Annotated in this window: 23 protein-coding genes and 1 other RNA gene; 14 read left to right on the forward strand and 10 right to left on the reverse strand. The window is 50.7% G+C overall.

Translation table 11 applies throughout. From position 1 onward, the window contains the following. Positions 1-69 precede the first annotated feature (69 nt). Positions 70-243: a tryptophanyl-tRNA synthetase gene (locus ACGG9R_RS04735; RefSeq protein ID WP_390152104.1), complete on the forward strand. Its 174-nt coding sequence runs from the start codon at positions 70-72 to the stop codon at positions 241-243. A gap of 100 nt (positions 244-343) precedes the next feature. Here the strand turns inward: ACGG9R_RS04735 and ACGG9R_RS04740 are convergent, their stop codons facing one another. Continuing rightward, positions 344-547, reverse strand: coding sequence for a hypothetical protein (locus tag ACGG9R_RS04740; protein WP_390152106.1), 204 nt, complete (start codon positions 545-547; stop codon positions 344-346). Positions 548-689: 142 nt separating this feature from the next. Here ACGG9R_RS04740 and ACGG9R_RS04745 point away from each other — a divergent pair, with 142 nt between their 5' ends. Continuing rightward, entirely contained in the window at positions 690-905 is a 216-nt protein-coding gene (locus ACGG9R_RS04745; RefSeq protein ID WP_390152109.1) for a hypothetical protein, read from the forward strand. Positions 906-945: 40 nt separating this feature from the next. Here ACGG9R_RS04745 and ACGG9R_RS04750 read toward each other — a convergent pair whose 3' ends face one another. The 6 genes from ACGG9R_RS04750 to ACGG9R_RS04775 all read right to left on the reverse strand — a co-directional run bounded on the left by ACGG9R_RS04750 (position 946) and on the right by ACGG9R_RS04775 (position 4,973). Continuing rightward, a complete protein-coding gene (locus ACGG9R_RS04750) occupies positions 946-1,200 on the reverse strand; it encodes a pro-sigmaK processing inhibitor BofA family protein (protein WP_322350240.1) in 255 nt (84 codons plus the stop codon). Positions 1,201-1,346: 146 nt separating this feature from the next. After that, the gene (gene recR, locus ACGG9R_RS04755; protein ID WP_390152111.1) at positions 1,347-1,937 is read right to left on the reverse strand and encodes a recombination mediator RecR; all 591 of its coding nucleotides are present in this window, start codon (positions 1,935-1,937) and stop codon (positions 1,347-1,349) included. Further along, the gene (locus ACGG9R_RS04760; RefSeq protein ID WP_022106053.1) at positions 1,937-2,263 is read right to left on the reverse strand and encodes a YbaB/EbfC family nucleoid-associated protein; all 327 of its coding nucleotides are present in this window, start codon (positions 2,261-2,263) and stop codon (positions 1,937-1,939) included. The genes recR and ACGG9R_RS04760 overlap by 1 nt, the downstream gene beginning before the upstream one ends. Positions 2,264-2,374: 111 nt before the next feature. Beyond that, complete coding sequence (gene dnaX / locus ACGG9R_RS04765) at positions 2,375-4,303, reverse strand: DNA polymerase III subunit gamma/tau (RefSeq protein WP_390152115.1); 1,929 nt, start codon at positions 4,301-4,303, stop codon at positions 2,375-2,377. 69 nt (positions 4,304-4,372) lie between these two features. Beyond that, positions 4,373-4,613, reverse strand: an RNA gene (gene ffs, locus ACGG9R_RS04770) — signal recognition particle sRNA large type. 12 nt (positions 4,614-4,625) lie between these two features. Beyond that, positions 4,626-4,973 carry a hypothetical protein gene (locus tag ACGG9R_RS04775; protein ID WP_022106055.1) on the reverse strand — a complete coding sequence of 116 codons (348 nt, stop codon included), beginning with the start codon at positions 4,971-4,973 and terminating at the stop codon, positions 4,626-4,628. Between the two features lie 327 nt (positions 4,974-5,300). On the opposite strand from ACGG9R_RS04775, the gene cobU reads away from it, so the two are divergent. The 12 genes from cobU (at position 5,301) to ACGG9R_RS04835 (ending at position 21,268) form a co-directional block, all read left to right on the forward strand. Next, the gene (gene cobU, locus ACGG9R_RS04780; RefSeq protein ID WP_390152118.1) at positions 5,301-5,891 is read left to right on the forward strand and encodes a bifunctional adenosylcobinamide kinase/adenosylcobinamide-phosphate guanylyltransferase; all 591 of its coding nucleotides are present in this window, start codon (positions 5,301-5,303) and stop codon (positions 5,889-5,891) included. An 8-nt stretch (positions 5,892-5,899) separates the two neighbouring features. Further along, positions 5,900-7,423: a cobyric acid synthase gene (locus ACGG9R_RS04785; RefSeq protein ID WP_390155086.1), complete on the forward strand. Its 1,524-nt coding sequence runs from the start codon at positions 5,900-5,902 to the stop codon at positions 7,421-7,423. Beyond that, on the forward strand, positions 7,424-8,404 hold the full coding sequence (cbiB, locus tag ACGG9R_RS04790; protein ID WP_390152121.1) for an adenosylcobinamide-phosphate synthase CbiB: 981 nt from the start codon (positions 7,424-7,426) through the stop codon (positions 8,402-8,404). It abuts the gene before it with no gap. Between the two features lie 4 nt (positions 8,405-8,408). Beyond that, the gene (locus tag ACGG9R_RS04795) at positions 8,409-9,158 is read left to right on the forward strand and encodes an adenosylcobinamide-GDP ribazoletransferase (RefSeq protein ID WP_390152124.1); all 750 of its coding nucleotides are present in this window, start codon (positions 8,409-8,411) and stop codon (positions 9,156-9,158) included. Then, positions 9,146-10,000, forward strand: a complete 855-nt coding sequence (locus ACGG9R_RS04800) for a hypothetical protein (protein WP_022106667.1) — start codon at positions 9,146-9,148, stop codon at positions 9,998-10,000. Before ACGG9R_RS04795 ends, ACGG9R_RS04800 begins: the two co-directional genes overlap by 13 nt. A 132-nt stretch (positions 10,001-10,132) precedes the next feature. Next, positions 10,133-11,212, forward strand: a complete 1,080-nt coding sequence (locus tag ACGG9R_RS04805; RefSeq protein ID WP_390152128.1) for a pyridoxal phosphate-dependent aminotransferase — start codon at positions 10,133-10,135, stop codon at positions 11,210-11,212. Between the two features lie 46 nt (positions 11,213-11,258). Continuing rightward, a complete protein-coding gene (gene cobC / locus ACGG9R_RS04810; RefSeq protein ID WP_390152131.1) occupies positions 11,259-11,909 on the forward strand; it encodes an alpha-ribazole phosphatase in 651 nt (216 codons plus the stop codon). Between the two features lie 255 nt (positions 11,910-12,164). After that, entirely contained in the window at positions 12,165-13,193 is a 1,029-nt protein-coding gene (locus tag ACGG9R_RS04815; protein ID WP_390152134.1) for a substrate-binding domain-containing protein, read from the forward strand. A 299-nt stretch (positions 13,194-13,492) separates the two neighbouring features. After that, the gene (gene cobN / locus ACGG9R_RS04820) at positions 13,493-17,206 is read left to right on the forward strand and encodes a cobaltochelatase subunit CobN (RefSeq protein WP_390152137.1); all 3,714 of its coding nucleotides are present in this window, start codon (positions 13,493-13,495) and stop codon (positions 17,204-17,206) included. Then, positions 17,193-18,245, forward strand: a complete 1,053-nt coding sequence (locus ACGG9R_RS04825) for a radical SAM protein (protein ID WP_390152140.1) — start codon at positions 17,193-17,195, stop codon at positions 18,243-18,245. The genes cobN and ACGG9R_RS04825 overlap by 14 nt, the downstream gene beginning before the upstream one ends. A gap of 91 nt (positions 18,246-18,336) precedes the next feature. Next, on the forward strand, positions 18,337-19,365 hold the full coding sequence (locus tag ACGG9R_RS04830) for an ATP-binding protein (protein ID WP_022106661.1): 1,029 nt from the start codon (positions 18,337-18,339) through the stop codon (positions 19,363-19,365). Next, entirely contained in the window at positions 19,355-21,268 is a 1,914-nt protein-coding gene (locus tag ACGG9R_RS04835) for a VWA domain-containing protein (RefSeq protein ID WP_390152144.1), read from the forward strand. Before ACGG9R_RS04830 ends, ACGG9R_RS04835 begins: the two co-directional genes overlap by 11 nt. 153 nt (positions 21,269-21,421) lie before the next feature. Here ACGG9R_RS04835 and galU read toward each other — a convergent pair whose 3' ends face one another. The 3 genes from galU to ACGG9R_RS04850 form a co-directional block, all read right to left on the reverse strand. After that, the gene (gene galU, locus ACGG9R_RS04840; protein ID WP_390152147.1) at positions 21,422-22,303 is read right to left on the reverse strand and encodes a UTP--glucose-1-phosphate uridylyltransferase GalU; all 882 of its coding nucleotides are present in this window, start codon (positions 22,301-22,303) and stop codon (positions 21,422-21,424) included. 65 nt (positions 22,304-22,368) lie between these two features. Continuing rightward, positions 22,369-23,361, reverse strand: coding sequence for a UDP-glucose 4-epimerase GalE (gene galE / locus ACGG9R_RS04845; protein WP_390152149.1), 993 nt, complete (start codon positions 23,359-23,361; stop codon positions 22,369-22,371). 110 nt (positions 23,362-23,471) lie between these two features. Then, complete coding sequence (locus ACGG9R_RS04850; protein ID WP_390152152.1) at positions 23,472-23,708, reverse strand: hypothetical protein; 237 nt, start codon at positions 23,706-23,708, stop codon at positions 23,472-23,474. Positions 23,709-23,818 lie beyond the last annotated feature (110 nt).

Consider the following 23,818-nt stretch of genomic DNA (forward strand, 5'->3'; position numbering starts at 1 on the left):
AAACGCGGATCAGCATATGGCTTTTGATGGTTATCCATCAAAGGTCCCCGCAGAAACGAGGTGAATCACATGGGTGAATTATATAAGACACAGCATACCATCGATGAAATGCTTGACCGCATGGGCGTGAAGATCGTCCTTGACTCGGAGCATCTTTCTGAAGAAGATCGGTTTGAAGCGGAAAAGCAGGGAGATTCCGTCGTACTGAAGAAAGTATCCGATAAAGAAAAAGAGAAAGAGTAACTGGCTTACCTGCTTTTCAGGCCATAAAAAGGGGCTGTGAAGAAATGAATCCTCATTTCTTCACAGTCCCCTTTTTAATTTACTATTTATCGTCTTATCGTCAATCTTTCTTTACCCATTTCGCTTTGTACCCTAGCGCTTCCATGATTTTAAGCACTTCAAGATATTTCAAAGATCCATTTTTTATGCGCTTGTTAAATGTGGATTGCGTGATGCCGATCATTTCCGCGGCCTGTCCTTCCGTCACTCCGCCCGCCTCAATGAATTTTGTTTTTAAAAATACGTATAATTCTTTTTCTGTCATGCTTATCACCTCGCAATGATTATATCATACAACGATGAAAAAAGTCAAATAATGAATAAAAAACGCTTGACATGAATATATATTGTGTATAATATAGTCATAAAACGAATAATAAAGTTATGAAAAGAGAGGAAGAAAGAAAATGAAAGAGGCAATGAAGGAAGATATTAAGGATTTCGCAAAAGTGTATGGCCCAATGATTGCATTTATGCTTCTGCTCGCTGGCCTGGAAGCAATAGGCGGGCACGCAAGCGGAGCCGCTGCGTGCGCAGGCATTGCAACGATTTTCGCCGCAATGTATGCCGCCACAATCGTAACGACGGCGGCGATCGAATTAGTAGCAGCAGTTAAAAGATAGCTTCTGGGGGCTGTGCTAAACAGCCCCTTTTTGCTTGCTCTCAATGACCGATCACATCCAGAATGGCCAGGATGAGCGTGCCGGGGACACCGAAAATAGCGACCACGATGCCATGCATCGTATTCCATACCATGTGGGTGATGCCGAGCGTATTCAAAAGCCAGAAGAGTACACCGCCCATGATGATATTTCCGATGATTTTTTTTACAAATTTGGCAAAGAGCAGGAATGCCACGACGACCATGAGGACGCTGGCAATGCCGTACCCGCCAAGTCCGCCTAACGATTCAAGCATATGTGTCTCCTATAAAAATGCCGGAGGAGCAGGGGCTCTTCTGATGAAGCGTGGAAAAATGCTTGTGGGATCGAACTCTGCGATCGCACAAGCGTTTTCGGATACCTCTTCAGGAGCGGATACCCCGTCCACCTTTGACAAGCTGCTTAGACTTCTTTTCTGTTTTCCACCGCGCCGGCAAGGGTCATGCTGTCAGCGAAGCCGATATCGCCGCCGACAGGGATACCGCGGCCGATGCGTGTGACCTTGATGCCGGACGGCTTGATGAGGCGGGTGAGATAGAAAGCCGTGGCCTCGCCTTCCGTATCGGGGTCCGTTGCAAGGATGACTTCCTTCACCGTCTCATCCTTCAAGCGTTCCAGAAGCTCTTTGATCTTGAGATCTTCCGGGCCGATACCATCCAGCGGGGAGAGTGCGCCATGCAGTACGTGATACAGACCATGATACTCATGGCTCTGCTCGAGTGCCATGACATCCTGCGGCTGTTCGACGACAAGGATGACCGAATGGTCACGGCGCGCATCACTGCAAATATCGCAGGGATCGCTCGTGGAAAGATTGCAGCACACCGAGCAATAGCAGATCTTGCTCCTGGCTTCTTCGATGACATGAAGAAAATCGCGGACCTCGCTTTCCGGACGCTCCATCATGAAGTAGGCCAGGCGGCGAGCGCTCTTAACGCCGATGCCAGGAAGTTTTCTGAATTGCTCAGCGACCAGCTCAAGCTCCTGATTCATTAGAACATGCCGCCAGGAAGCCCCAGGCCGCCTGTCACTTCGCTCATGCCCTTCTGTACCATTTCATCCGCCTTCTTGCTGGCTTCGTTGAAAGCGGTGGTGATGAGGTCTTCGAGCATTTCCGGATCTTCCGGGTCGATCGCATCTTTTGCGATTTTCAGGGAAACGACCTGTTTGTCTCCATTCAGGGTGAGAGCAATAGCACCGCCGCCAACGGAGACGTCGACGGTCTGCTGCTTCAGTTCTTCCTGCTTTTTCTGCAGGTCTTCCTGCATTTTACGTGCTTTTTTCAGCATATTCTGCATCTGGGCTTTATTTCCGAACATAATGAGATCCTCCTTTAGGAATCTTTTGAATAAAATATGGACTGCTTCTTGAAATAGACAAGAACATGGCAGGGGGCGCGGGTTTGCCGATAGCTCCCTTACCGCTTAGAACTATTCCGTAACCTTTTCATATATATCACAGTCAGGCAGGATTTTCAAGGCTTCTTTAAAAGACGGGTCATCCCGATCAGGAGCTTTGATATCCTTTTCCGTTACCAGCTGGTAGCCATCTCGCAAAACCGCCTTCCTTCCGGGCGCTGCCTCTCTTGCTGGGGATGCAGGCGGATCCGCTTCCCTTACCTGCTTGGCTGCGGACAGCAGTGCGAGGGCATCCGCCTCTTCCGTGCTTCCTTTCAAGACGACATGAAGCTCGACGGAAGAGCCGATGATTTTTTGAAAAGCCTCGGCAGCCATCTTCTGGTACGATTTGTTGTTTCCGGCGGATACCAGCCACTGCTGCGGAGAAGAAATGACGGCGCGCTGCGGCGTGAGATAGAGGAGTACGCCTTTCTGATAACAGGTCAGCATATCGATGCGGCAAATGTCGTGGAAATAACCGAGCACCTTCTGCCAAATAGCAGGATAGGTCGCAGGGTCAAGCAGAGTGGCATTGGCGTTATTCTCTGCTTTGGGCGTCGCTTTTACCGGCAAGGTTTCCGCAGGTTGAGACGGCGCGGGAGACGGTGGCTCTCTTCTCCCTGCCGGCTTTGGTTTAGGAGAAGGCGCAAAGGCAGGCTCTTCAGTAGGAAGCGGCTGAGACTCCGGTAAAGGCGGGGGCGGCGGCATCATAGATGCCGGCTCGCTCTTCACCGCAGACACCACGATCGGGGTGGGCGGCTCGAAAGAGGGAGCCGCAGCAGGCGTCTGCCCGGAGGCGCTTCCTTTTTTCAAGGCATCGATCTCTTTTTCCAGCGCGCTGATCCGTTCTGCCAGACTGTCTACGGCAGCAGAGCCCTTCAGACGGCAGAGATGAAGAAGCCCCATCTCCGCACTCATGCGAGGTGACGAGCTTCTTCGCGTCTCATTCAGTGACTGGTGGAGATAGTCGAAAAGACTGTCCAGATAGGCTTCTGAGATCTTGGCAGCATCATCCCTCAAAAGACCGATATTTTTTCCATAGGCAGAAAGTTCCGGCGCATTTGGCTCAATGCGGCAGATCATCAGATTTCTGAAATGCTCCAAAAGGTCACGGAGAATGGCTGCCGGCTCTTTGCCGCTTTGCAGAATGCGGTAGAAGAGGGTCAGTGTTTCACCACTTTCTCCGTTAAAAATATGATGAGACAATGTAATGATCTGGTCTTTTCCTGTCAATCCGAGAAGGTCGTAGACTTCTGCAGCGTCGAGCGTCGCAGCTTCGGTTGCAGACGAGCACTGGTCAAGGAGGGAGAGCGCATCTCTGAGACTGCCATCAGCGCGGACAGCGATGAGGTCAGCGGCATCTTCTGTGAGCGGCATGTCGCTTTCTTTGGCGATATAGAGAAGGTGCTGCTTAATGTCTTCCACGGAAATGCGGTGAAATTCGTAGCGCTGGCAGCGGGAGAGAATGGTGAGCGGGATTTTTTCCGGCTCGGTGGTTGCCAGGATAAAAAGCACGTGGCTCGGCGGTTCTTCCAATGTTTTCAGGAGAGCATTGAAGGCTTCCTTCGTCAGCATGTGTACTTCATCGATGATGTACACTTTCTTGCGGCAGGCGGCGGGAAGCGTCCTGACAGACTCCTTCAACGCACGGATCTCCTCGATGCCCCTGTTTGATGCGGCATCGATCTCATAGACATCGAGACTCGCGCCCGCATTGATTTCCCGGCAGATCTCGCAGCTGTTGCAGGGATTGCCTTCTTCGAGATGTTCACAATTCACGGCTTTTGCGAGAATTTTTGCCATACTGGTCTTTCCCGTACCGCGCGGACCAGAGAAGAGATAGGCGTGCGCCAGCCGATCCTGCTCGATGGCACGCTGGAGCGGGATGGAAATATGCTTCTGCCCGACTACTTCACTGAAAGTGCGGGGACGCCATTTTCTATAAAGTGCGAGATAGGCCATAAGAACGGATGCCTCCTCATAGTAAAGAAAAAAATAAAAGGGGAAAGATGCCGGGATGAACGAGGCAGTCGGTGCAATAAAAAAGACTTATGCAAGCGTGATTTATGACAGCCTCCAGGATGCACCGTGGCACATGGAAAGAGCCACTTATTGCTGCTTCCTCTCGGACCTGACAAGATTCATGGGATCCCATTGCACGGGACCCGGAGACTGCCATAAATCACGACTGCATAAGTCGATACGGCTATTATACTATATGAAGATCGTTTTGTAAATGTGAATTTAAGAAAACGCTGATTGGGCCGCACCGCGGCGCTTCTTTTTATTTCGTCTCTGCGCCTTCTGCCGGGCTTGGGTAGAAATAAACGATGCGATCCGGGGTGAAGACATTGCTGGCGAGCTTTTTGGCAAGGATCGGAGTCATTGCTTCTTCGAATGCAACGACTTCGATCGGCTTCAGTACCGTATCTTCGACAAGGACGAAAATCATCGGATCGACGACCGGTGCATTTTCCGGGACCTCTTCACGATCGAGCGGAATGCTGAAGATCAGGCGTACTGTCGCTACATACGAGTCTCTGTAATCAAAAATCGTGCCTCTGAAGTTGTTTTCCCAAAGGGTACGCATCATTTCGATGCGATAAGGATCCTGCTTTTCTAAATCTTCCATGGTTGACCTCCTGGTGTGTTTTCTTGAAACATTCTGTATCAGTTCTCATTGTACCCCATGAGGAATGAGGAAAGCAAGAGGGATAGGATGCGGCTGTCAGGGGAGGAGAGGCAGACAGCGGATACAAACTCCCTTTGTGATAGACTGAGGTATGGCAAACATTGATCGCATGAGAGATGAACAGTTAAAAAATGAAAAGGACGAGGCAGAAGACTCGTCTTTTTTCTACCGTCAGACCCGCTCACGTAATTGGCTATCTAGTCTCAACTATGGTAAAATATAACGGTAAATGCCCGTCAAGGGACGAAAAAATGAGGTGATGAGGAAATGAAGAATCAAATTTTTCTGGTTCTGGGCGGCGCACGCAGCGGAAAAAGCGAATTTGCGGAGAAGCTGATGTATCATTCCACAGGGAAAAGGAAGGGATATATCGCCACCAGCCAGATCTTTGATGATGAGATGAAGTATCGGGTGATGCTTCATCGCGAGAGACGGCCGGCCGACTGGGAGACCTTTGAGGTCATGCATGAGGCAGGGCCGATGATGGATGAGATCCTCGCAGGCGCTGATGACATTCTTTTCGACTGTCTGACCATGTATGTGAATAACCTTCTGATGGATCATATGAAGGGGATCACGGTGGAGACATTGGGTGTGGAAGATCTGACGACGCTCCAGAAAGCACTGGAGAAGGATCTGGATCGTATGTTTGATTCGATTTCCAAAGTCACTGATAAAGAGATCATTTTTGTTTCCGATGAGCTAGGCATGGGCATCGTTCCTGCCAATGCCATGAGTCGGGTATACAGGGATCTTGTCGGTCTGGCGAATCAGTATATCGCCAAGCGTGCTGACAAGGTATATCTGTCCGTGGCAGGGATTACCATTGAACTCAAAGAAAGAGGAGTGGAGTTATGATGACAAAGATCGCAAAAAGAGTCATGTTTCAGGGGACCAGTTCTCATGTAGGGAAAAGCATCCTGTGTACCGCGTTTTGCCGCATTCTGACGCAGGATGGATATAATACAGCTCCATTCAAAGCGCAGAACATGGCGCTGAATTCCTATGTCACCCGTTCCGGCGGCGAAATTGGACGTTCGACGGTCGCGCAGGCGGAAGCAGCAGGTGCGGATCCGATCGTACAGATGAACCCAGTCCTTTTAAAACCGACGGGCAATTCCTGCTCTCAGGTCATTCTTTTGGGGCAGTCGGTCGGTAACTATAGTGCTTCCGATTACCAGAACAAGTACAGCCAGCAGGCATGGGCGAGCGTGAAGGAAGCCCTGGCCTATATGGAAACGCATTATGATGCGCTCGTCATCGAAGGGGCCGGCAGTCCGGCGGAAGTGAATCTGAAGAAAAATGATATCGTCAACATGCGTATCGCGAAGGAATGCCACGCGCCTGTCTTCCTTATCGCCGACATTGATCGCGGCGGTGCGCTTGCTTCGATCGTCGGTACGCTGATGCTGCTCGATGAGGATGAGAGAGCTCTCGTGAAAGGGCTCATCATCAATAAGTTCAGGGGCGATATTACCCTGCTTGAACCGGCGCTCTCCTTCCTCAAAGAAAGGACAGGCGTCCCGGTCTTGGGTGTTATCCCCTACCTGGACAAACTGGGTATCGATGATGAGGACTCAGTATCCCTGCAGGATATGCCGAGCGATCACGTGATGAGAGATATTCACATCGCTGTCATGCAGACTCCGAAGATCTCGAATTTTACCGACTTCGATGCGTTGAATCATGAACCGGATGTGAATGTCCGCTTCGTACAGCAGGGGGATATGATCGGACATCCGGACCTCATCATGCTGCCGGGCAGTAAGAATACGACCGAAGATCTGCTGTACCTGAAGCGACAGGGCTATGCGAAGGAAATCTGTGAGCTGGCAGAAGAGGGTGTACCTGTCATCGGCATCTGCGGCGGCTACCAGATGCTCGGGGAAAAAGTCTGTGACCCGCTTCACGTGGAAAGTGAAAATGATGAAGTCGAAGGACTCGGCCTTCTGCCATATGAAACTTCGATGCATGGCAAAAAGAATACCTATCAGGTGCTCTTTGACTGCGAGGAGCTTCCTTTCCTCGATATGAAATTCTCCGCCAAAGGCATGCGTGGGTATGAGATCCATATGGGCGAGACGACGCTCACCAAAGAGGCACAGGCTCTCTTCCATATCACACAGCGAAGCGAATCGCCGGTCGACCTCATGGACGGATTCATCAATGAAAAACACAATGTTTTCGGTACCTATTGCCATGGCATATTCGATAATGATGAGATCCGCCGTGCCGTCATCAATGCGCTCCGCCGGAGAAAAGGACTCGAAGATCTGCCGATCCAGTTCCGCTACAGAAAGTATAAGGAGTCGGAATTCGATCGTCTGGCGAATACTGTCAGGAAGAACTTCGACATGGACGCCTTCTATAAGATTCTGGAGAATGAATAAGTGAGCGGGCTTCTTACTTCCATCACAGAGGCGGCGATCCCTTTCGCGGCTCTCGTGGTGGATACGGTCTATGGCGATCCGCGCTCGAAGTGGCATCCGGTGGTACTTATCGGAAATCTGATCTCCTTCTACGAGAGCCACCTGTATCCGGAGAAAAAGACGTCCGATGGAAATATGTTTCTTCGCGGGATGATGACGGTGCTGCTCGTGCTGCTTACCGTAGGTCTTCTGACGGCTTTTCTGATTTGCCTTGGACATCTTGGCGGACTGTGGCTCTATGCAGCCATCAGTACCATTGTCCTTTATTTCACGATGACGCCACGCTCGCTTGCCAGAGACGGTCTGGAAATCTACCATCTTCTGAAAGATGATAAGGATCTCGTGACAGCCAGAAAGCGACTGAGCTGGATCGTCGGTCGGGATACAGAGAATCTGGATGAAAGCAATATAGCGCGCGGCACGATCGAGACCATCGCAGAGAATACGACGGATGGGATCATTTCTCCGCTCTTCTATTTTCTGCTTTTCGGTCCGGTAGGAGCGATGGTCTATCGCGCAGGAAATACGATGGACTCCATGCTCGGCTATAAAAATGACCGCTATCTCTTTTTCGGACGCTTTGCGGCACGCCTCGATGATGTACTGAATTATATCCCGGCTCGTATCACCTTTCTGCTCTTTGTGGCAGCGGCGTTCCTTTTGCGCCTGGACTGGCGTCATGCCGTGGAGATTTGCCTGCGTGATGCGAAGAAGCATCCGAGTCCCAATGGCGGCTATGCGGAAGCGACGGTCGCCGGTGCGATGCATGTGCAGCTCGGCGGGTATAACTACTATGAAGGGAAACCGGAATTCCGTGAATACATGGGGGATGCCGAGACACCCCTGAAGTCGGACCATATCATGACCTCGATCATGATGATGTACGGTGCGACGATTCTTTTCATTGCGCTTGAGACGGTGCTGATTTATATCTTCTGGTGATTTCATGAATGCATTTTTAGTGGGTCTGCAGTTTTTGACCCGTATCCATATTTCCGACCGCACCGTATGGAATGATGAGGAATTCGGGAAAAGCGTCACTTGGTTTCCTGTGATAGGATGGATCATTGGCGCTTTTATGTGCCTTATCTATTTCTTGATGAAGCCGCTCGGTGTACCGCTCTTGACGGGATTCCTTCTGGTGGTGGGAGAGCTTTTCCTCACCGGGGGGACACTCGCCGATGGGCTGATGGATTCTTCGGACGGCCTGTTTTCCGGCCGCTCAAAGGAGCGCTGTCTGGAGATCATGAAGGATAGCCTTATCGGTTCTTTCGGTATGCTGTCCATTCTGATCTTTGTGCTGGTGGAAACGCTCTCGCTGGGCTCGGCGGATGCGCCGCTCTATCTGGTTCTTATGGCGATGCCGACGTTGGGGCGGCTCAATATGGTGATCTCTATCTGCGAGTATCCCTATGCCCGGCCATACGGCATGGGGAAAGCGTTTGCCGCTTATCGTGAGAAGTATGCACTGGAGAAAGCCTTTGTGCTGGCATTGCTGCCTGCCCTCTTCTTCGGATGGACCTACCTTTTGCTGGCGGGCGCTGCCATCGTACTCGGGCTGCAGTTGAACCGCTGGATCGTCAAGAAGATCGGTGGCACGACAGGCGATACATATGGATTTGTCACCGAGCTCACAGAAGCCTTTCTGGCTCTGCTTTTCGTCATTCTTACAAGGGGGCAGGTATGGCATATGTAGTTAGCTCGCCAGGTTCCTGCGGCGAATTCATACAGGGCTATGCAGAGGGGGCTTCCTTCATGGTGACCTGCCCTATCAACCGCTATGCGATGGCTCTGGTGGATGAAAAGGCAGAGGATGCACTTCCCGATAAAGCAGAGGAAGCGCTGAGAAAGACGCTGGCTTACCTTGGCGAGACGGATCGGCCGTCCGTGCGCCTTATCTCCTCGATACCGAAAGGAAAGGGACTTGCTTCGAGTACGGCGGATATCAGTGCTGTTGCAGAGGCCGTTGCACTTTCCTTTGGACGGAAGCTGTCGATGGAGGAGATCGCTCACATTGCGCTCTCTATAGAGCCAAGCGATGCGACCTTCTTCGAGGGGATCGTGCAATTTGACTACAGGGAAGGGAAAGCGATTCGTTCTCTCGGGCTCTCACCGGCGATGGATATTCTCATCTATGACTGTGGGGGAGAGATCGACACAATGTCTTTCAATTCGCGGGAAGATCTTATCGCTCTGCAGAAAAGCAATGAAAAGGATATCGCACATGCTCTTCGTCTCTTCGAAAAAGGCATCGCTGAAAAATCCATCGACCTCATAGGTGAGGCTGCCTCTATCTCTGCATTCTGCAACCAGAAGATCCTGTATAAAAAGCAGCTTGCCGATTTTCATCGGATCGGCCTTTCTCTTGGTGGGAAAGGGGTCATCTGTGCGCACAGCGGGACAGTCCTTGGACTTATTCTGCCGCCGGGCATGGAGGCCTTGCCTCTTCGGGAAAAGCTGGAGGACACTGTCGAAGGCATCACCTTCCTCGATCTTGTGAGCCTCACCAATCGTGGTATGCAGGTAGAAAAAATCTAATTGATACATTATAATGAAAGCACGGACTCGGTAGAGTTCGTGCTTTTGTGTATTTAAGAAAATGCAGATGAGATCGGATAACGATGTAATCCGTGCTTTTTAAGAAAAATCCATTGATAAAGGACTTTCACTATGTCTATCAAATCATCCCGCCATGGGGGCGATGTCTTTGGACTCTCCGAAGAGGAGCAGGACAAAGTCTTCGATTTCAGTATCAATATCAATCCGCTCGGCCTGTCTTCTAAGGGAAGGGCCGCACTGCTTGCGCACTGGGAAAAAGAGACTCTCCGCTATCCGGATGTGGAGTGTCGTGCGCTGAAGAAAAGCCTTTCCATCCGTTATGGGATCCCGGAAGAGTCGATGGCACTCGGAAATGGTGCGACCGAGCTCATGTACAAACTCCTCGAGCTTCTTCATCCGAAGAAAGTGATCGTTCCGGCACCATCCTTTTCGGAGTACCGCCTTTCTGCTGAGGCGGCAGGCTGCCCGGTGGACAGCTTTCTTCTCAAGGCGGATCAGGGATTTGCACTTCCTTTAGAGGAGATCGAGAAGAAACTCCTCCCGCATTCTTTGATCTATCTCGGCCATCCCAATAATCCTGACGGACAGATGCTTTCTCCATCGGACTTCGAGGCCGTTCTCCGTTTGGCAAAGAAAAAAGAGAGCTTCCTCATCATTGATGAATCCTTCATTGATTTTGTGGGGGATGATGTATCCTATCGGCATGTTCTTGTGAATGAAACCTGCGGAGCGGTTGTGATGTCTCTCACAAAATTCTATGCAGTGCCGGGACTTCGCATAGGTGCTGCTTATCTTCACCCCGCGCTGGCGGAGAGATTGCAGGATACGCTGATTCCGTGGAATGTGAATGGCCTTGCGCAGTCCTACATGACGGCAGCAGCGCAAGACATAGATTATATCAGGAATAGCAGGGTGTACTGTCAAGCGGAAAGAGAAAAACTTTCGGCTGCACTTGATGCTCTTGATTTCCTCAAGGTGCTGCCCGGTTCTGTGAATTTCATTCTCTGCCAGCTCATAGGAAGATATCAGACGGCGGAGGAGCTGCAGGAGGTACTGATACCGTATCATATATTGATTCGGCAGTGTGGAAATTATGAAGGACTCGATGAGACTTACTTCCGTGTCGCGGTGCGAACAGAAGAAGAAAATCGGATTCTCATGGAGGCACTGCGCGCCGTGGAAAAAGATTGATCTGAAGGACAGACGTTCTCAGAGATCAGACAAGGAGACTACAGCTATGATTACACTATATCTTATCCGCCATGGAGAGACAGAATGGAATAAATCAGGGCGTTATCAGGGTTCGACGGACGTTGCGCTCTCCGATATGGGGATGGCGCAGGCGAAGAAAGTAGCGTCCTATTTCAAGGATATTCCTCTTGACGGCGTGATCACGAGCCCCTTACAGCGGGCACGTATTACGGCGGAGGGCATCGCCAAGTCACATGGCATGGAGCTTGAAATTGTGCCTGCGCTGCAGGAGCTCTGTTTTGGTGACTGGGAGGGGAAGACCTTCAGCGAGATCGATCGGCTCTGGCCGGGCATGATCAGTGAGATGTATCATCATCCTGACCAGCTGCGGCTCCCTCACGGAGAGTCTTTCCTCGACTGCCAGGTACGTACAATGACATTCATGAAGGAGCTTCTATCCCGCGGGGATCATAAAAGCTATGCCATCGTCAGTCATGGTGCAGCCCTTCGCACGATCATCTGTGCGATGATCGACATTCCGCTCTCACGTTCATGGAATATGGGCCTATCCAATGCCAGCATCACGGAGATCCGCCATTTTGTCGGGGAAAACAACATGAATGATATGAATATGCTTTTTTCTTTGAATCAGATCGCGCATCTGGCAGATACTGCGACATCGCATCTGCCTAAATAAAAGTCTTTTGAAAGCTTTGTTTTTTTGATGCATTGATTTTTACAATTTTATACTTGTAAATGCTGCATGAGTTGATGCTCATGCAGCGTTTTTGCGTCTTAATCAGCTCTTGATATTTTCAAGTTGATAATTCATGCAATAGCATATAAAATAAATCTATAATTTAATGATGGAAGCGATCATGGTGGCCGCCTGTGAAGGATATGTTAGATTTCTTTTCCACGATGATGCTTCTGTGGAAAAGGAGCAATCGATATGAAAAAAATGTGGGCACTTCTTATTTCTGCATGTATTCTGGCAGGTGGGGTCGCTGGGTGTGGCAGTCAGGCCGAGCCGCAGGGAACGGTGACGCAGAAGGTCGCTGAAGCACCTGCGAAACAGGATTTCAAAGCAGTCACCACTGTGAAAAGCGGACAGAAGAATGTCTATGCTGTCGTGAAAGCTATGAATGGCAACTATTGGAAAAAAGTGATTGCAGGCATGAAAAAAGCAGGGGAGGAGAATGGGGTCAATGTCTATGTAGGCGGCGTCAACAAGGATGGCAATTGGGAGCTGCAGCGCGCTATGCTGATCGATGCGCAGGCGAAGAAGGCAGACTCCATCATTCTCGGCGCGGCTGACAGCATGCGTCTGACCGAGACTACGAAGAATCTTCGTGCGGATAAGCTGCCGGTCGTCCTTGTTGATACGATGATGAATACGGAAGACTATGATGCGTCCTACATGACAAATAACCTGGCAGCTGGTGCAGAAGTGGCGAAGAAGATGGTGGAGCTGCTGAAGGAAAGCGGCGTATCGGAAGACGAGGAAATCACCGTCGTCATGCATGTTAGCAACCTGGCAAGCCGCACGATCTCGGAACGTTTGGATTCTACCATTGCCAACTGGTACAATCTGGCACCGAAGAAATGGAAGATTTCCAAAGCATATCTGATCAATTACGGAGATGAGCAGACGGCGGGTGAACTGGTGGAAAAGACCCTTCAGGATAAGAGCGTGAAGGGGATCATTGCCTGCAACAACAGCTCTACGAAGGCGACCATTGCTGCAGTCATGAAGGAAGGTCGCAAGGATCTAGCTGTCATGGGCTTTGACCTTTCAGAACCGGCTGTGGCAGCCTTAAAAGATGGCAGCTATCACTTTGCTACCATCGCACAGAATCCGGAGAAGATGGGGTACGAAGCAGTGAAGGCAGCTGCTGCACTTGCTAATGGGAAGGCGGTCTCTGAAAGAGATGTAAATACTGGGATCACGATCATGGATGCAAAGAATTTTAAGGGCTGATGATGGCAGTGGTTCACTCAGCAAGTGATCATTAAGGAGATACAGCATTTCTCAGTTTAGAAATTTCATTATGACAGGATAACGAAGCGAGGCAACCATTTTTGAATGGCTGCCTCGCTTTTATTTAAATAAGTTAAAATTTCGATTATAATTGTCATCAAAATGATTTAAAAATATGCAGATGTGTAGTATAATGACTAAGTAAACCATAGTTTTCTATGAAGAGAGTCATTAGATTTCTTAGGGAAGCTAAAAGTTTCCGTACGTATTTTTAGAACAGACCGTGAGAAAGGCGAGCTATGGAACCAAAAATTCTATATATGACGAACCATGACAGGCGGTATGCCTCCATGAAGAAAGCCTGTGAGGCGCTTCAGGAGAAGAGGCTGATCTCTGACCTGTCTATTTCTGTGCGCGTGGAACGCACGAGTGACTGGAGCAGGAACTGGGAGCGTAAAGTTTCCGGCGCCTCTCTGGTCATGATCCACTTGATGAAGAATGCACTGGAGTCTTCCTTTTGGAAAGACTGTAAAAATTTTCTGGATCAGAATCACATCGCTTACTTTGTTGATGCCATTGATGGGGATATGGCAGAGCACAGTGCTTCTATAGATGGCGATGTGCTTGAGACATTCCGCAAGTACTGCTTGTATGGCGGTCTCAGCAATTTCAAAAATCTGTGGCTGTATGCAAATGGACTCTTTGATAATAAGGCAGAAAAAGCTGCACCGCCGGAGAAGTACAGCTGGGCAGGGATCTATGATCCGGGCGCAGAGAGTCGTTTTCAGAAGACGCTCTCGGATTTCGAGGCAGCGCATCCCTATGGAGATCGGCCGGTGCTGGGGCTGCTTTTTTACCGAGATGAGTGGATCTGGGATGATACCGCGTATGTGAAGGCCTTTCTGGAGGAAGCGGAAAAAGAAGGCTATGCGGTGCTCCCCGTCTTTGCGAATGGATTCATCGATGAATCGGCAGGTATGCCATCTTTATCGGAGGTGCTGGAAACTTATTTCATGAAGGACGGACAGCCTGTTATCGATGCGCTGGTGTCCACGATGAAATTTTCTATGCTTGGCGCAGGAAAGACGAGCCTTCCCGTCTTGAAGAAGCTTGGCGTGCCTATCCTTTCTGCCTACACACTTCTCACATCGGAGGCTGACTGGCGCAAGAATCCGGAGGGCATGAATGCGGTGGAAACATCTATCGCGGTCGCGCTTCCTGAACTGGATGGCGCGATTGCCGGTCTGCCGATCGCAGGTCGAAAAAAAGATGTCGATGGCAGTGTCTCCTATGTGCCGATTCCTGAGCGTGTGACGCAGATGGTCAAAAAGGCAGGGAAATGGGCGAGCCTTCATCAGATGAAGAATGAAAACAAAAAAATCGCTATCATTTTCCATAATTATCCGGCGAAGAATTCGAATATCGGGAGTGCTTCCGGTCTGGATACGATGGAGAGTACCATCCGTCTCATGAAGGAAATGAAGAAAGCGGGCTATCAGATGGATTTCATCCCGGAAACATCGGATGATTTCATCCGGCTCATGACATCCCATGCGACGAATGATATTTCCATGATGACCGAAGAGCAGGCGGAGTCCTGTCAGAAGCTTTCCTGCCGCGAGTATCTGGATTTCTTCCGCCGTCTGGGAAAAGAAGCGAAGGCGTCCATGGAGGATACCTGGGGAGAGGCACCGGGCGATGTCATGATTTCGGAAAAAGGCGATATTCTCGTCCCGGGTACGATGGACGGACATCTTTTCCTTACGGTACAGCCATCGCGTCAGTACGGGATGGATCCTTCGAAGGCGTATCATGACCCGAAGATCCCGCCGACGCATCAGTATCTCGCTTTTTACTACTGGCTGCGTCACGTGTGGAAAGCGGATGCTGTCATTCATATGGGAACGCATGGAAATCTTGAGTGGCTTCCGGGGAAAGGTGTCGGACTTGATGAAGAAAGCTATCCGGACATTGCGCTTGGGGACATCCCGAATATCTATCCATACCATATGACGATCACTGGCGAAGGCATGATCGCCAAGCGGCGTGCTTCTGCCTGCCTTGTGAGTTACATGCCGGCGCCGGTCGCCGATGCAGGTGCCTATGATGAAATCGCCGAGCTTGAGAAAACGATCGATGAGTATGCTGCTCTCAAGGGAAATGGGAGTGACGTTTCTGCCATGGAGGAGCCTATTCGCAAACTGGCAGTGAAAGCCAAACTGGATGAAGAGATTCCCTATCATGAAAAAAAGCCATTTGCGGACTATGTCGCTTCGCTTCATGACTATATCGAAGAGCTGAAAGACAGCGAAGTCCACGTGGGACTGCATATCCTGGGGCAGCCGCTGACCGGCACTCTTCTTGTAGACGGCATTCTTCAGATGCTGCGTCTTTCGAATGGAGACATGCCTTCTATTTATGATTTGTTTGCAGAAAAATACGGCGTTACATTAGATGATATCCAGCAGCATGCGGGAGACATGGTGGAAGCGCAAGGCATCACCGGCGGTCAGCTGATGGATAAAATCCGAAAGGAAGCGAAGAAGGTCATCGAAACGCTGGCTTCTGGCAACTTTACGGCAGAAGCGATCACTTCTGCTATGGCGCTTTCGGAGGCTCATGGCAGTGATGCATGGAGGGCGACGCTGAAGAAACTGCTCCTGTTTGTGAAAGAGGAGATGGTACCGCGTATTCAGGGAGCGAAGGAGGAGCTCACGCATACGATGGATGCACTGGCAGGCCGCTATGTGGAGCCGGGGCCTTCCGGTTCACCGAATGCCGGCGGCGTTTCGCTCCTTCCATCGGGGCGCAATTTCTATGGTACTGATCCCCGTACTATGCCATCTCCAACAGGATGGCAGCTCGGGGTGAAGCTGGGCGATCGCATGATAGAAAAATTCATCGCTGACCAGGGTAAGTATCCTGAAAATATCGGTATGGTACTGTGGTCCGGACCGAATATGCGCTCCTCGGGACAGGATATCGCTGAATTCCTCTACCTTCTGGGCGTCCGTCCCGTTTGGCAGAAGGGAAGCCTTCGTGTGACAGGGCTTGAGGTGATCCCCCTTACCGAACTCAAACGGCCGCGCATTGATGTGACGGGACGTATCTCCGGACTTTTCCGCGATACACTTCCGCAGCTTGCTGAACTGATGGATAAGGCGGTACTTCTCGTAGCCTCACTGGATGAATCTGAAGAGGATAATTTTATCCGTAAGCATGTGAGAGAAGATGCCAGATCCATGGAGGATGCCGGAGTCGATGGAGATGAGGCATGGAGAAATGCTGCTTTCCGCATTTTCGGAGATGCGCCCGGTACCTATGGTGCAGGTGTCAATACTGTGCTTGATGCGAAGAACTGGCAGACGGAAGAGGATCTGGCAAATGTTTATGTCCGCTGGGGCGGGCATGTCTTTGGCGGCGGAAAACGCGGCGTATTCCATCCGGAGCTGTTTAAGAAGCGCCTGGCTTCTCTCGATCTTACGGTAAAGAATGAGGAAAACCATGAGAGCAATATCCTCTCATCTGATGATTACAATGCGTTCCATGGCGGGATGATCGCGGCAGTCAAGAGCCTTGGCGGGAAAGCACCTGTTTCCTATGTGGGGGACAGTACGAATCGTTCTTCCGTCGGCGTAAAGACGGTACAGGAAGAAATGAAGCGTGTCTTCCGTGCAGAATCTATGAATCCGAAGTATATCGAAGGGCTCATGAAACACGGCTACAAAGGTGCGACAGATCTTGCAAACCGTCTTTCGATTTCCTTCCAGTGGGATGCGACAAGCGGTGTCATGGACGACTGGATGTATGAACAGTATGCGCAGAAATACGCTTTGGATCCTGCGATGCAAAAATGGATGAAGAAGGTCAATCCATGGGCTCTTCAGAGCATGGCAGAGACTCTTCTTGAGGCGAACCAGCGTGACATGTGGCATGCGAGCGATGAGATGAAAGAGGAACTGCAGGAGCTTTACCTCTCTGTCGAAGGGGAACTCGAAGATGATGACGACTGACCTTTCGCCGATCCGTATGCTGGTCCTCACGCTGACCGGCCGCTGCAACTTTGCCTGCCGGTATTGTTATGCAGCAGACGCGGATCAGGTGGATATGAAGGAGGAGACGGCCATTGCGGCATTGCACCTTGCCGGAAGGGGAGGAAATCGCTTTCTCCTGCAGTTTTCCGGCGGGGAGCCGCTGCTTCGATTTCCGCTCATACGTAAACTGGTAGAAATCGCCGAGAGGAATCACTATGATGCGCAGATGCAGATACAGACGAATGGTTCACTCCTCACCAAGGATATAGGTACATGGCTCTACCGGCATGGAGTGGGGATCGGCATTTCCTGCGACGGACGCAAGGATCTCATGGACCGCACGCGCCGGAGAAAAGACGGCGGCTCGTCCTTTCAGGCTGCGTCAGAAGGCTTTAAGAATCTGGCGTCTGCCGGTATCGGTACGGGTATTACCTGCGTCGTGACAGAGGATATGACGGACGATCTTCCCGGCATTGCGGACATGGCGCATTTCTATGGAAATGTTCACCAGGTCGGCTTTGATATCTTGCGTGAGCAGGGGCGCGGCGCTGCTCTTCATGCGCCTTCCGCAGAGGCGATGACAAAAGCGCTCGAAAAGACGGCGGCGCGCATGGACCTTTTGGAACAGATGACGGGACGGCATATCCACTTCACGCAGGAGGATCGAGCTGCTCGTCTCGAAAAAACCAAAGATTACGATTTCCCTCAGTGCTATGCCATGCACGGTGAAGCGGCTTTCGTCGATGTGCATGGAAATATCTATGCCTGCTCCTCGCTGATGGGAAGAGAGCGCTATCTTCTGGGCAATGTCCACGAAGGGCGTGATCCTGAAAGAGTGAGAACCGTCGCCGCTTTTGTCGAGCAGTCCATGGCGGAGTGCCGCGACTGCTCCTACTTCCCTCTATGCGGCGGTGGCTGCTTCTCCCGCTGGCTTCGCGCAGACGGTCAGGTGAAAAAGTCTGAAGCAGAATGTGCGATGAAACAGTTTTTTATAAAAAGATATGTGAGGAAACGCTGATTCGAGCAAAGCATCCGTGTTTACTTACAACTGATTACATTTTTTATTTTTCATATCGATAGAACCGATTGATTTCAAGGAGGATATATCAATGAAAAGACAGGGGACATTTCCATTCACAGCCATCATCGGGCAGGATACGATGAAAAGAGCACTTGTGCTGAATGTCGTCAATCCAAAACTGGGCGGAGTACTGATTCAGGGCGAGAAAGGGACGGCAAAGTCGACCGCTGTGCGCGCTCTTGCTGACCTTCTTCCGCCGCGCCGCTGCATCAAGGGATGCCGTTTCCATGATGATCCGGATGACAAGGCAAACTGGTGTGATGAATGCCATGAAAAATACGACCATGCAGAACCGGAAGTAGAGATGCTGCCGATGAAAGTGGTCGAGCTTCCAGTCAGTGCGACGGAAGACCGTGTCGTCGGGACGCTGGATATCGAAGCCGCTATCCGTGAAGGCAAGCGTTCCTTCGAAACAGGTATTCTCGCAGATGCGAACCGAAACATTCTCTATGTCGATGAGATCAATCTGCTGGATGACCATGTCGTCGATGTACTTCTTGACTCGGCCGCTATGGGGATCAATACCGTAGAGCGTGAAGGAATTTCCTACTCTCATCCGGCACGCTTCTCCCTGGTCGGCACGATGAACCCGGAAGAAGGGGACATCCGTCCGCAGCTCCTTGACCGTTTCGCTCTTTCTGTCAAGGTCGTTGGCGAACAGGATCCGGAAAAGAGGGCAGAAATCATCAAACGTCGTCTGGCTTATGAAGCGGATCCGCAGCCGTTCCTCGATGCATGGAAGGATGAGCAGGAGAAAGAAGTCCGCCGCATCGAGCGTGCGATGAAGCTGCTCCCGCAGGTCACGGTCTCGAATGACATTCTGCTGCTGGCTGCCAAGATCTCTATCACGCTCGGCGTCGATGGCCATCGTGCAGACATCACGCTGATCAAGACGGCAGAAACCATCGCGGCAGTAGAAGGGCACACCGAGGTCACGAAGGAAGACATTCGTGAGGCTTCCCGTCTGGCTCTCCCGCACCGTATGAGACGCCGTCCTTTCGAAGAACAGACTCTGGACTGGTCTGAAGTGGATAAGGTCATCGACAATGAAGCGTAACGGATTTCCTTTCGCTGCCATCTGTGGTGCAGAAAATGCGAAGGAAGCGATCCTCCTCACCCTGATAAACCCGCATGCCGGAGGACTTCTCCTGTCTGGCGAAAAGGGAACAGGGAAATCCACACTCGTCCGAAGCGCCAGAGAGCTTCTGGACGCCCCGTGGGTAGAGGTGCCGATCAGCATCACAGAAGACCGGCTCTTCGGGGCTATCGATGCCGAAGAGGCCATTCGGAGCGGACACAAAAAGCTCCTGCCTGGTCTTATCGATGAAGCCAATGACGGACTGCTCTACATTGATGATGCGAATCTGCTGCGCGATGACCTGCTTTCTGCCATTCTGAATATTCGCGAGGCAGGCGGCTACCGACTTGAGCGTGACGGTCTCTCCGAGCAGAGAGAGTCCCGATTTACGGTACTTTCTGTCATGAATCCAGAAAGTGGTACGCTCTCTTCCTCTTCGCTCGACCGTTTCGGACTCTTTGCACAGGTAGAGCCTGCAACAGATGAAAAGACCAGGATCGAAATCATTCGACGTGTACTGGATTTCGAAAAAGACGGACTTGCCTTCCGTAAGAAATGGGAGCAGGAAACAGAAGCGCTGAAAGATCAGATCGCAAAAGCCAGAGAGAGACTTAAAGAGGTCGAAGTGTCCCCAGCCATGATCCAGCTGGCTGCCGTCTATACACTGAAGGCGCATGTAGCGGGTCATCGTGCTGATATTTATCTCATCGAAGCTGCCAGAGCCGAAGCGGCATTGGCTGGCAGAAAATATGTCCTTCCGAAAGATCTTGAAAAGGCGGCTGTATTTATACTGCCTCACCGCATGAGAAAAGCGGAAGAAGAGGAAAGCAGGCGAGAGGATACAGAAAATCCGCCGCCTCAGCCGCCGGATAACGTGGAATCGCCGAAGCATCAGCCACAGGACCCTTCACAAAGTGAACAAGATTTTACAAGACCGGAGCAGCCGCAGCCTGAGCAGACGGATACGGAAGACAGCAAGGGCAATGAGGATCAAAATGATACCAATGCTCAGATGTCGAATCCGAAGGGAGCTTCCCGTGAACGTGTCGATGCGGCAAATCTCCATGTCAATCTGCCTCCGATGTGGATCGAGCCTGCCAAGGACAGAAAGCCAAGGAAAGGGAGCGGCAAGCGCAGCCTTACCATGACTGACCTTATGCAGGGGCGTTATGTACGTGCGGAAATCCCAAAAGCAAAGACAAGCGACATTGCTTTCGATGCCACGCTGCGTGCGGCGGCCCCGTATCAAAAGGCCCGTCCGTCGAATGGATGTGCTGTCGTCATCAGAAAAGATGACCTTCGCAGCAAAGTGCGTGAAAAACGTACGGGGAATATTTTCCTTTTCGTTGTCGATGCCTCTGGTTCCATGGGTGCTCGGGAACGTATGAAAACGGTCAAAGGTGTCATCTTCAAGATCCTTCTCGATGCGTATCAGAAACGTGATCGTGTCGGCATGATCGCTTTCCGTAAGAAACAGGCTGAGGTCCTTCTCCCTGTCACAAGAAGCGTGGATTTCGCACAGAAGAAACTTGCCTCTATGCCGACCGGCGGTAAGACGCCGCTTGCCAAAGGTCTTCTCAAAGCGGAGGATGTACTCGATATGCTCTATCAACAGGATCCGGCGCAGGATCCCGTCGTCATTCTCATCACCGATGGCCGTGCGACCAGCCCGCTCAATGAAGGGACTGATCCCGTGACCGATGCCATGGATGAAGCGAAACGTATAGGACGCCGCCATCTTCCTGTGGCCGTCATCGATACGGAGGCTGGCTTTATCCGTCTCGGTCTTGCGAAAAAGATCGCAAAAGCTATGGGAGCATCCTATTTCCAGGTCGATAAAATGACAGAAGACCAGCTTCTCCATATTTGGCGTTGTATGTAAATGAAGAGAAGACGTGGCATGCGCTATATCTAATGATAGGTGTCTCTTCTTTGATGAAGCATCAAAAAATCCGACTGTTTACATTTGTAAACAGTCGGATTTTTACGTGTATGGAGAGAAAAGGAGGGAGACAACGATCGAATCGATGCGTCCTTAGTCCATGTTTGCGACCAGTGTTTTTAAATAGTTCTTGAAATCTTCTCCAAGGTCTTTCCTGCGAAGAGCGAATTCAACGGTCGCCTTGAGGTAGCCGAGCTTATTTCCGGTGTCATAACGCTTACCGGTGAAATTGTAGGCATAGACATGACCGTCATGTGCCATGACGCGGAGGGCGTCGGTGAGCTGGATCTCTCCGCCCTTCCCGGGCTTCGTCTGTTCCAGAATTCCAAAAATATCCGGCGTGATGACGTAACGGCCGAGCGCTGCGAATTGGCTCGGTGCTTCCTCTATAGACGGTTTCTCGATCATATCCTTAACGTGAACCAGATTCGGATCTTTTGTTGGTACGCCGTTCACGATGCCATAAGAGGAGACCGCGCTTTTGGGGACGATCTGGCAGCCGATGATGGTGGCACCTGTCTTTTGGTACTGGTCCATAAGCTGCTTCAGTGCCGGGGTTTCATTGCCATTGTACACGACATCATCACCAAGAATGACGCCGAATGGTTCATCATCAATGAAATCCTTCGCGCAGAGTATGGCGTCGCCGAGGCCTCTCATATATGGCTGACGGGTGTAGTGGATCTTGACGGAAGCGACCTTGCGGACTTCTTTCAGAAGATCCATTTTGCCGGATTCATAAAGATGCTCTTCGAGTTCAGGGGAGGAGTCGAAGTGGTCTTCGATAGCCCTCTTGGCGTGACCGGAAATGATCAGGATCTGCTCAATGCCGCTTGCTTTGATCTCTTCGACGATATACTGGATGGTGGGTTTGTCGACAATAGGCAGCATTTCCTTCGGCATGGCTTTTGTTTCCGGCAGGAAACGAGTGCCAAAGCCGGCGGCCGGAATGACGGCTTTTCTGATTTTCTGCATGATAACTCTCCTTCTTATGAATTGTATACTTGAGGTGCGTAGAAGAATAAAAAGGGGATCATTTCCTACTTTTTATATCCATAGGGATGCGATTTATGCCATTTCCAGGCGGAAGCAATGATTTCCCTTGTATCAGAATGGGTGGGATGCCAGCCGAGGACAGCCTTACACTTTCTGGAAGAGGCGATAAGTACAGCGGGATCGCCGCTGCGGCGCGCTTCTTCTGTCACTTTGAAATCAATGCCCGTCACTTCTTTGGTGGTGTCGATGATATCGCGGACAGAGAAGCCGTTTTCACTGCCAAGATTGAAATAGGTACTTTCGCCGCCCCGTAAGAGGTACTGCATGGCAAGTATGTGTGCATCCGCAAGATCCACGACATGGATATAGTCACGAATGCAAGTTCCGTCTGGCGTCGGGTAGTCCGTGCCGTAGATTGCGATGTGGTCGCGCACCCCCTGTGCGGTTTTCAGAATGAGAGGGATCAGGTGAGACTCCGGATTGTGATCCTCCCCGATCGTGCCGTCCAGCGCAGCACCGGCAGCATTGAAGTAGCGCAGAGCCACATAAGAGAGACCGTAAGCATTCGTAAAGTCGCGCATCATATGCTCTATGACGAGCTTTGTGCGTCCATAGACATTGGTCGGATTATGCGGGAAATCTTCTTCAATCGGCGTTTTTTCGGGTTCGCCGTATACCGCGGCCGTGGAAGAGAATACGATCTTGGAGACGCCTGCTTTCTGCATGCCAAGAAGCAGGTGGAGCGTCCCTTCGACGTTATTTGTATAATACTTGGCAGGATCCACCATGGATTCTCCGACAAGTGAATAGGCTGCGAAATGGATGACACCGTCGATTTTATATGTTTCGAGGGTTTTAGCGACGAAATCAATGTCGTGTATGTCACCTTTGACGAGTGTCACACTTTCAGGCACGGACTCTGCATGTCCTGTGGAGAGATTATCGAAAACCACTGGCGTCAGTCCTTCAGCAGCTGCCAGTGCGCGGACCGTGTGGGAACCGATATAGCCGGCACCACCGGTGACAAGAATATTCATAAAGGCCTCCTTATTCTTTTGATTTTAAAATACCTTACTAGTATAACATATGGGATAAAGGGTCAAGAGAGAGCATGCTCATAGGCGCATTTTCTGTCCACATGCCTGTATCATCTTTTTTCATTCCAGAAGAGCAGATCGATGAGCATGACACCGGTAAAGCAGAAGGGCGCGACGCTGTCTGCGTGAAGAACCTGCAGAAAGGCATAAAGACTGAAAAAGAGAATCGCGTATAGCAGAAGAATGGCTGCGAAGGGGGATTTCTTTTTCAAAAAAGAAATCCCGTAGCCGATGGCAACAAAAAGAAGGCACAGCAGCGGGTACCAGTTGATAAGAAAAGCTGTCATAGAAAGCTCCTTTGCGTGCGGCTATGAAGTGCCGCGCTTTGACGAATTTCATGTTTTCTTCATGGTAACAGTTTTGAATGCCATGTACAATAGTTTTTCTTCATAAATAA

Source organism: Dialister sp. i34-0019-2H8, from assembly GCF_042846925.1.
In the GTDB taxonomy this organism is placed as follows: domain Bacteria; phylum Bacillota; class Negativicutes; order Veillonellales; family Dialisteraceae; genus Dialister.

Excerpts from the sequence above, each read along its gene's own strand:
- ACGG9R_RS04735 (WP_390152104.1), top strand. The coding sequence starts at position 70 with ATGGGTGAATTATATAAGACACAGCATACCATCGATGAAATGCTTGAC.
- ACGG9R_RS04740 (WP_390152106.1), bottom strand. The coding sequence starts at position 547 with ATGACAGAAAAAGAATTATACGTATTTTTAAAAACAAAATTCATTGAG.
- ACGG9R_RS04745 (WP_390152109.1), top strand. The coding sequence starts at position 690 with ATGAAAGAGGCAATGAAGGAAGATATTAAGGATTTCGCAAAAGTGTAT.
- ACGG9R_RS04750 (WP_322350240.1), bottom strand. The coding sequence starts at position 1,200 with ATGCTTGAATCGTTAGGCGGACTTGGCGGGTACGGCATTGCCAGCGTC.
- recR (WP_390152111.1), bottom strand. The coding sequence starts at position 1,937 with ATGAATCAGGAGCTTGAGCTGGTCGCTGAGCAATTCAGAAAACTTCCT.
- ACGG9R_RS04760 (WP_022106053.1), bottom strand. The coding sequence starts at position 2,263 with ATGTTCGGAAATAAAGCCCAGATGCAGAATATGCTGAAAAAAGCACGT.
- dnaX (WP_390152115.1), bottom strand. The coding sequence starts at position 4,303 with ATGGCCTATCTCGCACTTTATAGAAAATGGCGTCCCCGCACTTTCAGT.
- ACGG9R_RS04775 (WP_022106055.1), bottom strand. The coding sequence starts at position 4,973 with ATGGAAGATTTAGAAAAGCAGGATCCTTATCGCATCGAAATGATGCGT.
- cobU (WP_390152118.1), top strand. The coding sequence starts at position 5,301 with ATGAAGAATCAAATTTTTCTGGTTCTGGGCGGCGCACGCAGCGGAAAA.
- ACGG9R_RS04795 (WP_390152124.1), top strand. The coding sequence starts at position 8,409 with ATGAATGCATTTTTAGTGGGTCTGCAGTTTTTGACCCGTATCCATATT.
- ACGG9R_RS04800 (WP_022106667.1), top strand. The coding sequence starts at position 9,146 with ATGGCATATGTAGTTAGCTCGCCAGGTTCCTGCGGCGAATTCATACAG.
- ACGG9R_RS04805 (WP_390152128.1), top strand. The coding sequence starts at position 10,133 with ATGTCTATCAAATCATCCCGCCATGGGGGCGATGTCTTTGGACTCTCC.
- cobC (WP_390152131.1), top strand. The coding sequence starts at position 11,259 with ATGATTACACTATATCTTATCCGCCATGGAGAGACAGAATGGAATAAA.
- ACGG9R_RS04815 (WP_390152134.1), top strand. The coding sequence starts at position 12,165 with ATGAAAAAAATGTGGGCACTTCTTATTTCTGCATGTATTCTGGCAGGT.
- cobN (WP_390152137.1), top strand. The coding sequence starts at position 13,493 with ATGGAACCAAAAATTCTATATATGACGAACCATGACAGGCGGTATGCC.
- ACGG9R_RS04825 (WP_390152140.1), top strand. The coding sequence starts at position 17,193 with ATGATGACGACTGACCTTTCGCCGATCCGTATGCTGGTCCTCACGCTG.
- ACGG9R_RS04830 (WP_022106661.1), top strand. The coding sequence starts at position 18,337 with ATGAAAAGACAGGGGACATTTCCATTCACAGCCATCATCGGGCAGGAT.
- ACGG9R_RS04835 (WP_390152144.1), top strand. The coding sequence starts at position 19,355 with ATGAAGCGTAACGGATTTCCTTTCGCTGCCATCTGTGGTGCAGAAAAT.
- galU (WP_390152147.1), bottom strand. The coding sequence starts at position 22,303 with ATGCAGAAAATCAGAAAAGCCGTCATTCCGGCCGCCGGCTTTGGCACT.
- galE (WP_390152149.1), bottom strand. The coding sequence starts at position 23,361 with ATGAATATTCTTGTCACCGGTGGTGCCGGCTATATCGGTTCCCACACG.
- ACGG9R_RS04850 (WP_390152152.1), bottom strand. The coding sequence starts at position 23,708 with ATGACAGCTTTTCTTATCAACTGGTACCCGCTGCTGTGCCTTCTTTTT.